Origin of the sequence: Leptospira koniambonensis (assembly GCF_004769555.1) — a bacterium.
Taxonomy (GTDB): domain Bacteria; phylum Spirochaetota; class Leptospiria; order Leptospirales; family Leptospiraceae; genus Leptospira_B; species Leptospira_B koniambonensis.
Genome location: NZ_RQFY01000012.1, coordinates 258,063 through 272,710, shown reverse-complemented (window position 1 = coordinate 272,710; position 14,648 = coordinate 258,063). Strand labels below are relative to the sequence as shown.

Sequence of the window (14,648 nt, the reverse complement as noted above, 5' to 3'; positions counted from 1 at the left end):
CCTCGAAATTTTCTATTTAATTAATAATTGCTATCGTTCGGTTTTCCGGGAAAACTCCAACCAGGAGCCCCGGAACTTGTTTCTTCAAAACCAGAATCATTCTGATTTTGTAATGTATTCTGGAATTGTTGTGTTTGCATTGATTGCGAAGGTTGAGCCGTAGGAGTTCCTACAGCTGTATTAGGACCATCAGCAGAAGCCCCAACTTTCGGGGCTGGTGCTCCAGTCTGTCCTTCTTGCTGATTTAATATTGCAGGATCTGTGATTAAAGTGATCGCGTCGATCTCTACAGTTCTACCGTTTACTCTTACGAAAGACTTTCCTTCTCCATCGAAGAATAAAGCTCCAGCAGTTCCTACCACATTCTCTCCGGTCACAAAATCAGGACCAGAAACGATTTTACCCACAAGAGAGAAACTTTGGCGATTGGTCATCTTACCAATTCCTTGAGAGATATTATTCATCTGCTCTAAGGAAGAGAATTGAGCCATCTGAGCAATAAAGTCCTGGTCTTTAACAGGATTAGTAGGGTCTTGAGAAGAAAGTTGAGTGATCAACAGTTTTAGAAAATCATCTTTTCCTAATGCTTTCGCAGTGGAGCGGACCTCGATACCTTGGAGACCACTTTTTTCTTCTTTCTCCAATTTATCAAAGTGCTTCCTTAAATCGTAACTTCTGTCTCCTTCGAGATAACGGCTACGTGTAGCTTCATTAGAAACTGCGTTTGCTTCAGGCATGATCCTCTCCTTAAACCAAAATGTTTAAGCGTTTATCAGTATTCTTTTCGGCGAATTCTGAATTTTCTATAGAGTCCATTTCTGAAACTTCTTCTAAATCAGAAGAATTTGAAAAACCAGAAGCCTCAAATCCAAAACCTTCTTGGTCGAAGAATCGGGAAGAATCTTGTCCATCCCAACTCATGCGTAATGAGTCCTCTGATTCCACGATCAAAGACTGAAGATCTAATCCTTGTTCTTTAAAATCTTTGCGAAGTTGCTCCAGATCACCTGCGAATAATTTTCTCACCTGATCTGACTCTACTAAAATTTTACCTTGGACCTTATCGTCCTCTACAGTAATACGTAAGGAAACTCTTCCTAATTCTCTTGGATTCAATCTAAGAGTAGCCTCTGATCTTCCATTCTCAACAATATTCAATTTTGCTGATTGAACCAATCTTTGAAAGTTCTCCTTCATTTGAGAACGATCCATACCAGAACCTTGATTTGTTTTAGAAGTTTTAGAATTTTGTCCTGAAACTTCTTGGTTCTTCTCTACTACACCAAGGCCTGCCTTCAAAAGAGTAAATGTGGTTTCGTTCCCATTTCTTTGGGAGAAGTCTTGGTTCCCGGAACCTTTACCGGAAGTATCCGATTTGGAAGCTTCTTCCACCTGCGCCGCTTTCGCTGCTTGGTTTTTGGAAACCATTGAAAGAGTTTCTTGTTTTTTATCTCTGGTGATCTTCCAGTTCTCTGATTCAGGGATAAAATTTTCTTTATGAGAATCTTTTAATACAGTTAGGATTTTTTCTTCGTTTGCTGGTTTGGAAAATTTGCGTGCTTCTTCCAAACTTTTTAAACCTTCATCCAGACTTTCTTTTTCTGGAGTTTTTTTGGTTTCTTTAACAGAACGTTTTTCTTCCGGCTGATTTGATTTTAGAACAGAAACATTTCCTGCTTCTTCTTTTTGTTCAACCTTAGGGGCTTCTTCTTTGGAATGTTTTTGGATTTTTTTAAATGATACAGACTCTTCTTGGTTTGCTGCGCCCGAAACTTCTTTTTCTTTTTTGGCCTCGAGTCCTGCCAAGAACACGCTCATCTGAGTGATAAAAGGAGAATCTAATTCTTCCGCCTCAAACTCGGTATCGATCTCTTCTTCCAGCTCAGAATTGATTTCTCCCAGTTCGGCCTTTTGGGCCTTCTTCTCAGAAAGACGAACTAATTTTTCGTTCTCTTCTTCCGAATCGGTTTCTTCTACATCTTCTTCTTCGGATCTTACAAATAATTCAGGCTCTTTGGATTCTTCGATTTCGGAAGGTTTTTCTTCTTTGATCTCTGACTTCTGCCCTTCTTCCAAGACCTTTTGAGAGCGGAGTTGGATTGACTTCATTAGATCCATAAAACTCACAGAAGGCGCGGAAGTTTTTTCAGGAACATTAGATACCTTTGGCTCCGCCGATGAATATCCTTCTTCTCTGCCTGGTCCTTCCGTTCTGATCTGCATAGTTTGCCCCTTGCAGTATAAGGATCGAAAGATCTGTGGATTCCTTGATATAATTATAAGATTATCTTCTTCCTTTATTGAATTATGTCGTATTAGATTTCATAGGCAGCCGGATCCCAAAGGAAAGATTACAATTTTTCCTTAATGGGAAGGAGTTCCTACCAGAAGAAGATCCAGAATTTCCGTATGTCCCTGTCCTTCCGCGAGAGAAAATGCAGTATTTCCCAAATCATCATTCAAATTTGGATCCGCACCGTAATTCAGGAGGGATTTGAAAATTTCCGCTCTTCCAAAAAGAGCTGCATACATGAGCGCGGTCTGCCCAGAAATATTCTTTTGATCCACCACACATTTTGCCTGAAACAGTCTTTTTACGATCCCAAGATGCCCTTTAAAAACTGCACCCATAAGAGCCGTATTTCCTCTATTATCTTTAGAGCAAGGATCCGCTCCTTTCGTTAGTAGGAACTCCACCGCTTCTTCCTGTCCATAATAGGCGGCATAAATAAGAGCGGTATATCCTTTGGAATCCTTAGATTCTATATTCGTTCCAGAATCCAAAAATTTTTCCAGAACGACTATATCTCCAATTTTGGCAGAATCGTAAAATTTAGCATTTTCATCTTGAACTGCCTTATACCCATCCTCCTGGGCTAGCAAAAAGTAGAAAATTCCACACACAAAATATATTAGAAAAAAATAAAATAATCTCATAACCCACTCCCTGCGGCCCCGAAGAGGCCGCTATGTTTTGGTTTTTCGGAGAAACTTTACTCCAATTCACCTGCGATCTTTTTCACTTCCTTCAGATCGATCCCAACTTCTTTCGCAAGCCTCTCTCCATACTCCGGATCGGCAGCATAAGTATGAGCTATGATCTTGGTTTTGATCTTAGGATTCTGAACTGCTTTCAAATCCCCAGAGAAGTTCTTTATCAGAGTGGATTTTTCCTTCTCACTATAACTTCTGTATACTTCCCCCGCTTGTTTGAAGTTTAAGGTCTTTCTAATCATCGCCTGTTGGGTAGCGCCGCTAAGTTTAAAGTTAGAAAGTTTATAGCTCGATTCTTCAGAATAAATTCCTCCGGACCTGGACTGTCCTCCTTGGTAGGAATTCGGTTGGTAATTTATATTTCCTTTTCCTTCAGAAAACTTCAGAGCTCCATCTTGACCATGAGAAGAAACTACACTGATTGGACGATTCACAGGAAGTTGAATACCGTTTACACCCAATCTATATCTTTGAGTATCCGCATAGGAGAATAATCTTCCTTGCAAGAGTCTATCTTCAGAAGGTTCAATCCCAGGAACTAAATTAGAAGGAGCAAAACCGGACTGTTCCGTATGTTCAAAAAAATTCTCAGGAACTTGGTTTAAGGTCATTTTTCCAAGAGTTACAATTTTCAGATTAGGAATTCTAATCCATTCCTTGGTTGCATCCAAAGGGTTAAAATCGAAATCGTTCAATTTTTCCGGATCTAAGATCTGAGCTTCCAATTCCCAAGAAGGATAATTTCCCTTTTTAATCGAATCATATAAATCTTTTGTCATATGACTGAATTCTTGGGACTGGACTTTTGCAGATTCGTCCGAGTTTAAGGTCTTGATCCCTTGTAAACTTTTCCAATGAAACTTAATATAGGAAACTTTACCGGAAGAATTCACAAACTTGAATGCATGTACTCCGTTTCCATCCATTTCTCTATAGGTAGCAGGAGTTCCCAAATCAGAATATAAGTAAGTCAGCATATTCGTACTTTCTGGAACATGTGCAAAAAAATCGAAGAATCGATTCGGATCTTGCAAATTAGTTACCGGAGAAGGTTTCAAAGAATGCACCATATCAGGGAACTTCATTGCATCTCGAATGAAGAACACCGGTAGATTATTTCCAACTAAGTCCCAGTTTCCTTGCTCTGTATAAAACTTAGTTGCGAATCCTCTCGGATCTCTTAGAGTTTCCGGTGATCCGCTCGGATGTACAACAGAAGAAAAACGAACGAATACTTTGGTTTGTTTTCCTTTTTTGGAGAATAAGACAGCCTTAGTTAATTCGCTCTGATCCCCGTAACTTGTAAATGTTCCGTAAGCTCCAGTGCCTCTTGCATGCACTACTCTCTCCGGAATTCTTTCCCGATCGAAACGAGCCAACTTTTCAATCAAATGAGAATCTTGGAGTAGAACCGGACCCGCTTCTCCTGCTGTTTGAGAATTTTGGTTATCCCCAACAGGTGCCCCATTCTCTCGGGTCAAAGTTTCTCCGTTCAAAGAATGAGAAAAAATAGCCCCAAGAAACAGAAATGTGCTAATCATCTTAATATTCATATTTCTACCTCTGCTCATAGTTTAGAATTATTCTAAATCTAGATCAACTCTAAATATTTAGAAAAGAAAAATTTTTAGAATGATTCTAAACTTAATATGACAAATAGGCGCAAATAACCTAGTTTTTAGAGATGGAAGGAACTGCATCAGGTTCCAATACTAAGAAGGGTTAAAAAGAAAATCTCCACTGGTTTATAAAACTCAAGTGGAGATCCAAATAGTAGAAAGATAGGAGTTCTTGAACTTCAGTTATAACCGGCGAATTCTTCCAGGATCCAAGCATGGGCATCTTGAACTGTTTTATGAAGGTCCTCCAATTTATGAAGGTCCATTTTCAATGAGCCATTCTCAAAATGTAAATGCACATGTCCGCAGTTGGCGCATAGATCCACAATAAAGTAGTTCCTCTCAGAAATCCGGATCGGGCGGCAGTATTCTTCCATTATTGTCCTCTTTCCCCTTACGATCTTTCCCAGGAGAAAATTGTCAAATTGATTTTGAGACTCATTATTGACAAATAATTTCAAACTACTAAAACTGATAAAATAAAGGAAAGATTCGGGCGGCCCCACTCGCGTTGCTCGGGTCGCGCTGCTTCGATTTCGCTATCGCTCATCCGGGCGAAGCCCGGACTAAAGATCTACGCTTCGCTGCCGCGGGTAGTCGGTAAGGATCTTCAGTAAGTCCTTTAGTCATACCCAATTTGTATAAAATAAATTCAGAAACCTATTACATATCTATGAAAAGAAATAATTTTCAGAAAAACCGCTTGTCCCATATAAAAGAGCATCTAACGTTAAATTTATATTTTCAATAAAATGATAAACAGAAAGAAACTATATCTTAAAATAATAATTTTTCTATTCATTCCATTCTTTATGAACGACTGTCAATGCCCTCCACCCTGTGGAGAAAATCTTCTGGACCCGTTCGAAAAAGCTGTCTTCTCTCTATTAATTATTCAAACTCCTAAATTTTCTGGTTCTTGCACTTTACTAGATGACTGTATCGAATTTAAAGATACAACTCATGAATCTATCCATTTGAGCATGTGCAATTTCCAGGGAGGTCAATATAAACATAATGTAAGTTGTGACCTAACTGGGAAATCGGCAAAATGTTCTCTTATCGAAGAATCATCTATTTTTAGATTAAAATATTATTATGGAAGTTCCTGGGGAAACAATGAATCAACTGAACATTGCGAAACAAGGTTAAAAGGAGTTTATTCCAATTTATGAATACAAAAAACTTCTTACAGATCCTCTTTCCTTTCAGTTTATTAATTCTATTATTTTTTTATTTATCTGCGCCTTTCCCGAATGATTCGCCGGGATGCTGCAGCGCACCCGCCAATAATTGGTTGGATTTTCCAAAATCCATTTCCTGCGACACACAGAACTCATCCAGCTGCATCAATTTAAATACAAGTGCAAATGAATCTATAAAGAGACTTTGTGCTCTTTATCTCCCGAATTCTGATCCAATTAGCGAATGTTCAAAGATTAGTAGAGTTGCAACTTGCTCAGTAAGAAATTATTCTTTGAAAAAAATCTATTATAGTACTGGCTCTACACCTTGGGACGAAAATTCCGCAGGCGTAGATTGTACAAATCTAGGTGGAGAGTTAGAGTAAAGCCCGCGTTTACCTTGGACTTACCGAGAACTATGGATCTCTTGTAGAGAACGAATGGTGAAACCTTTATCAGTCATCTCCACCATTCCTTTGATCAAAGCCTTAGCTGCACTTGCAGTGGTCAAACATGGGATCTTATAACGGATCGCTGCTTGGCGGATCGCAAAACTATCATCTCTGGTCACTCTGCTAAGAGGTGTATTCAGTATAAGATGGATCTTATTCTCACGGATATAATCCAATGCAGTTGGAAACTGATTATCATATACCTTATTGATCTTGGAAGATAGTATTCCATTTTCTGATAAGAATTTATGAGTTCCTTCTGTAGCGATCAAAATGAATCCGAGATCGGAAAGATCCTTGATATACTTTAGTAGATCTTTTTTATCCTTATCATTGACGGAAACGAATACAGTTCCCTGAGAAGGAAGTTCTTCTCCGGCCATATACTGAGATTTTAAGAATGCTTCTCCCGCAGTATCAGCGATTCCCATCACCTCACCTGTGGATCTCATTTCAGGTCCAAGGATTGTGTCCACTCCAGGGAATTTATTAAAAGGTAATACTGCTTCCTTCACGTTTATGGTTGGGAATGCCATTTCTTTCGGAAGAGGAAGTTGTTTTAATGTTTCTCCCATCATGATACGAGTAGCGTATTTTACGATTGGATGCCCAAGAGCTTTAGATACAAAAGGAACTGTTCTGGATGCGCGAGGATTTACCTCGATCACATATACAACTTCTTCCTTAACTGCGTATTGTATATTGATCAATCCCTTGACTTGTAATTCTAATGCAAGTGCTCTTGTGGCGCTTCTAATATCTTCTAATACTTTTTTGGATAAAGATTGAGGGGGAAGAACACATGCAGAATCCCCAGAATGGATCCCTGCTTCTTCAATATGTTCCATGATACCGGCGATGAATACGTCTTTGCCATCACAAAGTGCATCTACATCCACTTCTACTGCGTCTTCTAAGAAGGAATCTATAAGAAGCGGTCTGTCTTCTGAAATTTCTTCAGCCTTCTCCATATACTTATCCAACTCTTTTTCTTCGTTGATGATAAGCATTGCTCTTCCGCCGAGTACATAACTTGGGCGGACAAGCACTGGATAAGTGATATTATTTGCGATCTTTCTTGCTTCTTCCATAGAAGTAGCAATTCCGTTATTAGGAGAGATCAATTTCAGTTTTTCTAATACTTCTGCGAAACGTTTTCTGTCTTCTGCTCTATCAATGGAATCAGGGCTTGTTCCTAAAATTGGAACTCCCCTACTTTCCAGATCTTTTGCAAGTTTAAGAGGAGTCTGTCCACCGAATTGGATGATTACTCCATCCGGTTTTTCCTTCTTATAGATCTGGATTACATCTTCTAAAGTCAGAGGTTCAAAATACAATCTGTCAGAAGTATCGTAGTCAGTGGAAACTGTTTCTGGGTTAGAATTCACCATGATAGATTCCAAGCCCAGATCCTGCAAAGCAAAGGAAGCATGGCAGCAGCAATAGTCGAACTCGATCCCTTGTCCGATCCTATTCGGCCCGCCCCCCAAGATGATAACTGATTTATTAGAGGTGACATTTGTTTCATCTTCTTCATCGTAAGAAGAATAGAAATAAGGAGTATAAGCTTCAAACTCACCAGCGCAAGTATCGATCCTCTTATAGATTGGTTCTATTTTAGAAGACTCTAATACTTCTTCCAGATTCTTTTCTTCTTTTTTGAGGATGGAACCTATTTCTGCTTTTTTCTTATCAGGAGTTTGGGAAGAAGAAAGTATCTTTTCTATCTCAGCTTTTTTGCCAAGGAAAGCCAATTGCCTATTAGAGAATCCTGCTTTTTTCAGTTTTCCTAAGACAGAATTTCCTTTTTGTACAAATTCTTTTTCTAAGTTCTGTAGATCTTCGAATTGGTATAAGAACCAAGGATCTATTTTACAAAGGTTATGGATCTCTTCTACGCTATAACCTTCTTCTAATGCTTTTTTAACATAGAAGATACGTTTATCGTTCGGTCTCCGTAAGAGTGAATCTATCCTTTCTTTTCTTTGAGGAGTAGATAATGTATGGAATTCAACTAACTCCGCAAAATTTCCATCTGAACCAAAACCGAATCGATCGATTTCTAAAGAGCGCATTGCTTTTTGGAAACTTTCTTTGAAAGTTCTTCCAATTGCCATGGCTTCTCCCACGGCTTTCATCTGGACCCCGAGAGTGTCGTCTGTTCCAGGGAACTTCTCGAAAGCAAACCTTGGGATCTTAGTCACCACATAATCAATAGATGGCTCGAAAGAGGCAGGAGTAACTCTTGTAATATCGTTTTTGATCTCATCCAAGGAGTATCCAATGGAGAGTAACGCAGCGATCTTTGCTATCGGGAATCCTGTTGCTTTGGAAGCAAGCGCAGAAGATCTAGAAACACGAGGGTTCATCTCGATCACGATCACATCGCCGTCTTCAGGATTTACCGCGAATTGAATATTAGATCCACCTGTTTCCACTCCGATCTCTCGGATGATACTGATGGACATATCTCTTAAATTTTGGTATTCCTTATCGGAAAGTGTTTGTTGAGGAGCAACTGTGATCGAATCACCAGTATGAACTCCCATCGGATCTATATTTTCAATAGAACAAATAATTACTACGTTATCCGCGAGGTCTCTCATGACCTCTAACTCGAATTCTTTCCAACCAAGAACGGATTGTTCTAATAATACCTGGCTAATCGGAGAAGCCTTAAGACCTCTGCCAACCACTTCGTCGAAGGTTTCTTCGTCATAAGCGATCCCTCCTCCGGTTCCACCTAAAGTAAATGCAGGTCTTACGATCAGAGGAAGTCCGATCTGAGCCTTGATCTCTGCTGCTTCTTTTAAATTATTTGCGAGCCCTGAACGAGGAACTTTTACCCCGATCTTCTCCATTGCTCTTTTGAAAAGTTCTCTATCTTCTGCCTTTTTGATCGCGTCTATTTTGGCGCCGATGAGTTCTACATTATATTTTTCTAATACCCCAGCGTTATGGCAGGCCAAAGCAAGGTTTAATGCCGTTTGACCTCCTACAGTAGGCAGGATCGCATCCGGCTTTTCTTTTTCCAAAATTTTTTGGACGACTGCGACAGTCAGAGGTTCCACATAAGTGGCATCCGCAAGATCTGGATCAGTCATGATAGTAGCAGGATTGGAATTGAGAAGAATAACTCGAATTCCTTTTTCACGAAGGGCTTTGGCGGCCTGGGTGCCTGAATAGTCAAATTCGCAGGCTTGGCCGATAACGATCGGCCCGGATCCCAGGATCAGAACGGAGCGGAGATCTTCCCTTTTGGGCATATTATTTCCAGGATTTTTATTCTGGCCTGTACTTCAAGTCTTTCCGAACAAGAAAGAAAAAACAGTTCAATCAAGGTTCGGTTTTTGGAAGGAAATATTCTCCCGCCTTCTTCCATTTCCCGGAACCTATCAGTAGGAGCTCCAACTTGCGTTGTAAATCCCCACAATAAGAAGCAGGGAGAGGTTTTGTATTCCAGGGATCAGAAATCCGATCGTAACAGGTATATAAAACACCGGAAGGGCTAGGAACATAGATCAGCTTTTTGGTCCTGGTTTGGAGCATTCTATGTTTGGAAAAAAGAACAGTCTCTTTTGCATAAGGATCTGAAACAGTCACACTATTTCCGTCATTCGGATCAATTGTATGTAATTCGAGAATATTCGGATATCGGATCCTATCCTTCTGAAAAAAATGATCTCCTCTATCCGAAAACCAAATCCCGGTCTCAGAATAGACAGAACGATCTTCTGCCCAAGTATCTGCCTTTGGAAGTTTGGTCAGATCTCTTCCCTTAAGAGAAAGTTCCGGACCTGTAGGAACTCCAACAACTGACAAAATTGTAGGGAACACATCCAAAGAGGTTGTGATCCCTTTAAAATACCGGACTTCTTTTCTCTCAAAAGACTTAGGGAATTTGATAATAAGAGGGATTTTGGTCACACCCTCCCCTCTCAAATGTTCTCCATGACCATGACTATGATCCTCTTCAAATAAGGACTCTCCATGATCGGAGGTGAGAATGATAAGTGTATCGTCGTATAACTCTCTTCTTTTCAGCTCTTCCAAAATTTTTCCGACTGAAAAATCGAAAGCAGTCAATGAGGCAGAATAGATAGAACGAATTTGCTCCTGTTCTCTTTTATCAGGCTTTTCAGAATTACTAGGATCTACGAAACGGAAATATTTAGAAGGTCCGTAATAGTTCGGATCAGTATTCTTATAAAAAGGATAAGGTGGGCTATATGGAAAATGAGTTACGGAAGAAAAATACAGAGCAAAAAAAGGATGATCCTTTTTTTCAAATACTGAAAAGAGATCTGGAAGGATCCGAGAATCATCCCCAAGGCTCGGAAGAGATCTGATAGAAGAAAGATATTCTCCTCCTCCAAAAAAAGTCCCTGTCAAAACGGGAAGGAAGAAGACCTGAGACTCAATCGTTCTCTGCTGAGTTAATGTTTCCGCACTAAAATTCGGAGCATCTACATTTTGAAATCCCCAATTCGCTCTAGGAAAAATATCTCCCGCAAAAGAAGAAACCACAAATGTTCTATGAGATTTTCCTAAAATACCAGGAAGTGTAGAAATAGAATTCCCTAATTTAGAACGATCTTCTCGATCCGGGAACATATCCTGTATCCCATGTTCAAAAGAATATTTCCCACTTAGGAAATCTGCCCAAGAAGGAAATGTCCTAGGGATCGTAGAATGATGATCTAAAAACACAAGAGATTCAGAAGCAAGCCGATCTATGTTCGGAGTTTTATCCTTCTCCCCTTTCACAAAACCTAACTGGTCCTGGCGGATACTATCTGCAGAAATGATAAGAACGTTCGTATTAGAAGAATGCGCCACTGCTTCTTTAGATACAGGGCCCCCATTCTGAGATCTGTTAAAAAAAGAAAATCCAAAACCTAAGAGCGCAATTGTTACAAAGCTCAAATTCTTTTTAGAACGAGAAATCTGAATATCCAAGGAATAAAATGAAGAAACAACTAAAACTCCCCAAGCAGATCCCAAAAGATGAAAAGAATAAAATAATATTATAAAAACCGCATACCGAATCAAAGATTCATAAGATTTGGATTTCCAAAAATGAACCCCTGCTCGAGCGACTTGGACAGCTAAAAATAAGAACAGAACAGATTTAAAGAAGAAGGGAGAAAAATGATCTGTAATAAAATACAGAAATCCTAGCATCCAAGAATGTCTATAATAGAAAAATTCTCCGTATACTTGAGGATATTCCGAAACAGATCCACAGAACAAAAGAAATAAAACGGAAGATAGAATTAGATAAATTTTATATACTGCAATCCTGTTCCCCTTCTTCCATTCAGAAAAATCGGGACCTAAAAATAAAATTGCCGTGCCTACAAAAAATGCATAAGAAGAAACAAATACTCCGCCTAAATCTTTTAACAATAAAGGGATCAGTCCGTAAAAAAGAGAAATAAATTCGCTGATATCCACTCCCATCACATGCAAGGAAGTATTGGTAAGTAAACAAAGAAGAGTAAGAACAAATACAAAAATTCCGGAATGGATCCAAGGATTTCCGGAGGTCCATTCTGATCGGATTAGGTTTTTGAATTTAAGCCAGAATTCTGACATTCAAAGTATTCCTTCCGAAGGAACGAGGAATAAATCCTTCCCAGTTCAAAGGAAGAGGAGACTGAACAATAATTGCCGCAACACCCGGTTCGTTTTGAGCAATCTCTTCTACTATTGTTTTCAATTTTTCAGTTTTCTTATCCCAGAAAGAATAAGGAGGATCCATAAAATAAACTTTTGTTTTTTCAGGAATATCAAAACCGGAATAGAATCTGAAGGCATCTTTACGTAAAACTAAATGAGGTTTTCCTAATTTATCCAAAACACCTTTTAGGCTTTCGAACCTGTCCCAAGCAAGCTCCAAAAACACTGCTCTTGCGAAACCTCTACTTAATGATTCGATCCCCATTTGACCTGAACCTGAAAATAGATCCACAAATGCAGAATCTTCTAAATTCAAGAGGCCTTGTAGCCGCAAAGATTCAATGATATCAAATAATGATTTTTTAATGATCGCAGGAGTAAAATTACTCTTCCCCTCAGGACTAACCGGAGAAGGGATCAATCTCCCCTTCAATTCTCCGGTTTGGATCCTTAAACCCTTTGAACCCTTTGTTTTTTTTCCAGGTTTCATTTTTCCTCTTTTCTCTTTTCCAGATTCATCTCTAAGATCCGGATCCGTTTTCCTAGTTTAGAATCTGTAGGTACAGACTTAAGTTTTGCAAGAATGGAATTCGCAGCTTCATAGTCCTGAGAAGAATACAATATACAAGCGTATGTGTAAACACCTTCGGAATACCGAACAGAAGACTCTCCCTTAGTTAGGAAAATTTTTCCCCAACGAGTGCCCGATTCATATGATTCTAAAACCAATGCACGTTCTAAAAATAAAAAAACAGAATTATAAAAAATAGAAGGTTGATCCTTGGATCTGGAATAAATGCTTAAAAGAGTTTTATCTATCTCTTCTAAACTGGATTCAGAAGCAACGTATAATAAAAGGATCTTATAATCCAGCTCTCCGGATCTAAGACCAGATCTGGAAACTTTTACTAAAGTGTCGTAGTTTCCTTTTTTATAATATTCATACACTTGATCGAAATCAACCGAATGAATAGAACTCGAAAATAAAAAGATTACAGTAAGTATTGGGAACGCGGCCCGAATTGATGCTTTAGAATAAAAGCCGGACCGCAAAAAGATTAGAGTTCGATTACGCTTGAAGAGCCACACATGGAGCAAATATGATTTTCTGGGCCGTCATAAGATCCGTCTGCATCATCTTCCCAACGATGATCACAATCCTCACATACAAAAGTTACGGCGTCCTCGTCGAGGTAATCCGCGTCGCCGTCTGTTTCGTAATCCTCGTCAAAATCATAATTATAAGGCATATTTACACGGAATCCAGCAGGGGTCCGAGAGTCAAGCTAGAGTAGGAATTCCAACCCCAAAAAATAAGTGAAAGGTCCAGGCTTTTTTTAGAATCTGACTTTATACATGCTCTACCAAGCCAACCACAGAAGTTACAGAAAAAAAGCGAATTACAAACCGTTAGTGTTCTTTTTGATCCTGCTAGGTTTGGCGGGGATCGCGTTTTTTTTCAGACAAGATATCAAGAACCTGTTCGCAGGAGATAGACGTTTACTTCTTGAAAAGGAAAGAAAACTACTCCAAGAAGGGATCGTAAAAGGTGAGCCAAAAGAAGGAGAGATCAAAGAATTCAAATCTACTGCAAAAGATTTTGTAACATCTAATCCTAAAGAAGGTATCTCTTATCATTATGCCGCACTTTCGGGATATTACGAATTTTTACTATTAGGCTTTAGATTCGACTCTGTTACTCTTTCTAAAATTGCATACACCGGTTTCCAGGAATTTTTAGAACAAGATAGTTCTTATCTTCCTCTTGTAGAAGATTCTTACAGACAAGCGCTTAGAGCACAGGCAATAGATCCTGAATTTTTAGAATCAACTGATAACCGCTATCTGATCGCATTCGGTGAATCCATACGACAAAAATTAAGTCGTTCCGCATTGAATAAACTTTTGATCTCGATTGAACCTGAAAAATTAAGTCCTGAATTAAAATCCGGTTATGCTTGGACCTGCTTGGCAGGAAGTGCACTTTCTGGAAATACTGAGTTCTTGAAAAAGATACTTTCCAGACAGGATATCTCAGGCTCTTTACTACTTTCTGCAAGGGAATCAGATTTTATGATCGCATTGTCCGAATTTAGAGCAGGACAATATGTTTCTTCCTTAAATTATTTAAGAAGGGTCAAAACTATAAATGAGGACTTTCTAACAGGAAGTTCTAAAATTTTAGAAGCAAGGATCTTCTATTACCAAAACCTTTCGCCAAAAGCGATCTTATTATTAGAAGAATATTATCCGAATTCAGGAGATAGAAAGGAAGAAGTTCTGAATCTCGCAAGAGAGATTCTCTCCAAAAACCAGACCCTAAAAACAAAACTCCCGGTAGAGGATTAAGAAATGAAATATTCTTTCATACTTCTGCTTTTAGCATTTTTTGGATGTGGAGTTAAACCAGTTCCTCCTCCTGCAGGAAAATTTTGCGAGCCTATGCTCAAAAATACCCAATGTGTATTTTTAGACTTCAGAAATGCAAAGGCAATTTTAGAAGATAAAGAATATCCAATGAAATCTACAAGCACATTGAATTTTTCTTATAAAGTGGACGAAGTCTTCTACGAAGTAGAAGTTCTGAATGAAAACCGTGTTAAGATAACCGGCACAAACGGGTTCCAAAAGACATTATTAAAACTAAAAGACAAAGACGAAAGAAAAAAGGAATTTGCTAAACTTTGGAAGGCGATTAAAGACCTTTTTTAATCTGG

The 14,648-nt window shown here is 38.9% G+C and carries 12 protein-coding genes; 2 read left to right on the top strand and 10 right to left on the bottom strand.

Features of this window, described 5'->3' with window-relative positions; all coding sequences use genetic code 11:
• Nucleotides 1–20: 20 nt before the first annotated feature.
• From EHQ52_RS19150 to EHQ52_RS19105, 10 genes are all read right to left on the bottom strand, one after another.
• On the bottom strand, nt 21–737 hold the full coding sequence (locus EHQ52_RS19150; RefSeq protein ID WP_135616977.1) for a flagellar hook capping FlgD N-terminal domain-containing protein: 717 nt from the start codon (nt 735–737) through the stop codon (nt 21–23).
• 10 nt (nt 738–747) lie between these two features.
• Nucleotides 748–2,223: a flagellar hook-length control protein FliK gene (locus EHQ52_RS19145; protein WP_135616976.1), complete on the bottom strand. Its 1,476-nt coding sequence runs from the start codon at nt 2,221–2,223 to the stop codon at nt 748–750.
• Between the two features lie 141 nt (nt 2,224–2,364).
• Complete coding sequence (locus EHQ52_RS19140; protein ID WP_167492238.1) at nt 2,365–2,883, bottom strand: ankyrin repeat domain-containing protein; 519 nt, start codon at nt 2,881–2,883, stop codon at nt 2,365–2,367.
• Between the two features lie 110 nt (nt 2,884–2,993).
• On the bottom strand, nt 2,994–4,547 hold the full coding sequence (locus tag EHQ52_RS19135) for a catalase (RefSeq protein WP_279638309.1): 1,554 nt from the start codon (nt 4,545–4,547) through the stop codon (nt 2,994–2,996).
• 245 nt (nt 4,548–4,792) lie between these two features.
• Nucleotides 4,793–4,990 carry a hypothetical protein gene (locus tag EHQ52_RS19130; protein ID WP_135616973.1) on the bottom strand — a complete coding sequence of 66 codons (198 nt, stop codon included), beginning with the start codon at nt 4,988–4,990 and terminating at the stop codon, nt 4,793–4,795.
• 1,213 nt (nt 4,991–6,203) lie between these two features.
• A complete protein-coding gene (gene carB, locus EHQ52_RS19125) occupies nt 6,204–9,515 on the bottom strand; it encodes a carbamoyl-phosphate synthase large subunit (protein WP_135616972.1) in 3,312 nt (1,103 codons plus the stop codon).
• A 70-nt stretch (nt 9,516–9,585) separates the two neighbouring features.
• Nucleotides 9,586–11,847 (bottom strand): sulfatase family protein, encoded by a 2,262-nt coding sequence (locus EHQ52_RS19120; RefSeq protein ID WP_135616971.1) that lies wholly within the window; start codon nt 11,845–11,847, stop codon nt 9,586–9,588.
• Nucleotides 11,828–12,421 carry an RsmD family RNA methyltransferase gene (locus EHQ52_RS19115; protein ID WP_135616970.1) on the bottom strand — a complete coding sequence of 198 codons (594 nt, stop codon included), beginning with the start codon at nt 12,419–12,421 and terminating at the stop codon, nt 11,828–11,830. The genes EHQ52_RS19120 and EHQ52_RS19115 overlap by 20 nt, the downstream gene beginning before the upstream one ends.
• Entirely contained in the window at nt 12,418–13,020 is a 603-nt protein-coding gene (locus EHQ52_RS19110; RefSeq protein WP_425269409.1) for a hypothetical protein, read from the bottom strand. The genes EHQ52_RS19115 and EHQ52_RS19110 overlap by 4 nt, the downstream gene beginning before the upstream one ends.
• Nucleotides 12,990–13,181, bottom strand: coding sequence for a hypothetical protein (locus EHQ52_RS19105; protein ID WP_135616968.1), 192 nt, complete (start codon nt 13,179–13,181; stop codon nt 12,990–12,992). The genes EHQ52_RS19110 and EHQ52_RS19105 overlap by 31 nt, the downstream gene beginning before the upstream one ends.
• A gap of 106 nt (nt 13,182–13,287) precedes the next feature.
• On the opposite strand from EHQ52_RS19105, the gene EHQ52_RS19100 reads away from it, so the two are divergent.
• Nucleotides 13,288–14,280 (top strand): hypothetical protein, encoded by a 993-nt coding sequence (locus EHQ52_RS19100; RefSeq protein WP_135616967.1) that lies wholly within the window; start codon nt 13,288–13,290, stop codon nt 14,278–14,280.
• Nucleotides 14,281–14,283: 3 nt separating this feature from the next.
• A complete protein-coding gene (locus EHQ52_RS19095) occupies nt 14,284–14,643 on the top strand; it encodes an LIC12806 family lipoprotein (protein ID WP_135616966.1) in 360 nt (119 codons plus the stop codon).
• Nucleotides 14,644–14,648 lie beyond the last annotated feature (5 nt).

Coding starts and splice junctions, on each gene's coding strand:
- EHQ52_RS19150 (WP_135616977.1), bottom strand. CDS start 737: ATGCCTGAAGCAAACGCAGTTTCTAATGAAGCTACACGTAGCCGTTAT.
- EHQ52_RS19145 (WP_135616976.1), bottom strand. CDS start 2,223: ATGCAGATCAGAACGGAAGGACCAGGCAGAGAAGAAGGATATTCATCG.
- EHQ52_RS19135 (WP_279638309.1), bottom strand. CDS start 4,547: ATGAATATTAAGATGATTAGCACATTTCTGTTTCTTGGGGCTATTTTT.
- EHQ52_RS19130 (WP_135616973.1), bottom strand. CDS start 4,990: ATGGAAGAATACTGCCGCCCGATCCGGATTTCTGAGAGGAACTACTTT.
- carB (WP_135616972.1), bottom strand. CDS start 9,515: ATGCCCAAAAGGGAAGATCTCCGCTCCGTTCTGATCCTGGGATCCGGG.
- EHQ52_RS19120 (WP_135616971.1), bottom strand. CDS start 11,847: ATGTCAGAATTCTGGCTTAAATTCAAAAACCTAATCCGATCAGAATGG.
- EHQ52_RS19115 (WP_135616970.1), bottom strand. CDS start 12,421: ATGAAACCTGGAAAAAAAACAAAGGGTTCAAAGGGTTTAAGGATCCAA.
- EHQ52_RS19105 (WP_135616968.1), bottom strand. CDS start 13,181: ATGCCTTATAATTATGATTTTGACGAGGATTACGAAACAGACGGCGAC.
- EHQ52_RS19100 (WP_135616967.1), top strand. CDS start 13,288: ATGCTCTACCAAGCCAACCACAGAAGTTACAGAAAAAAAGCGAATTAC.
- EHQ52_RS19095 (WP_135616966.1), top strand. CDS start 14,284: ATGAAATATTCTTTCATACTTCTGCTTTTAGCATTTTTTGGATGTGGA.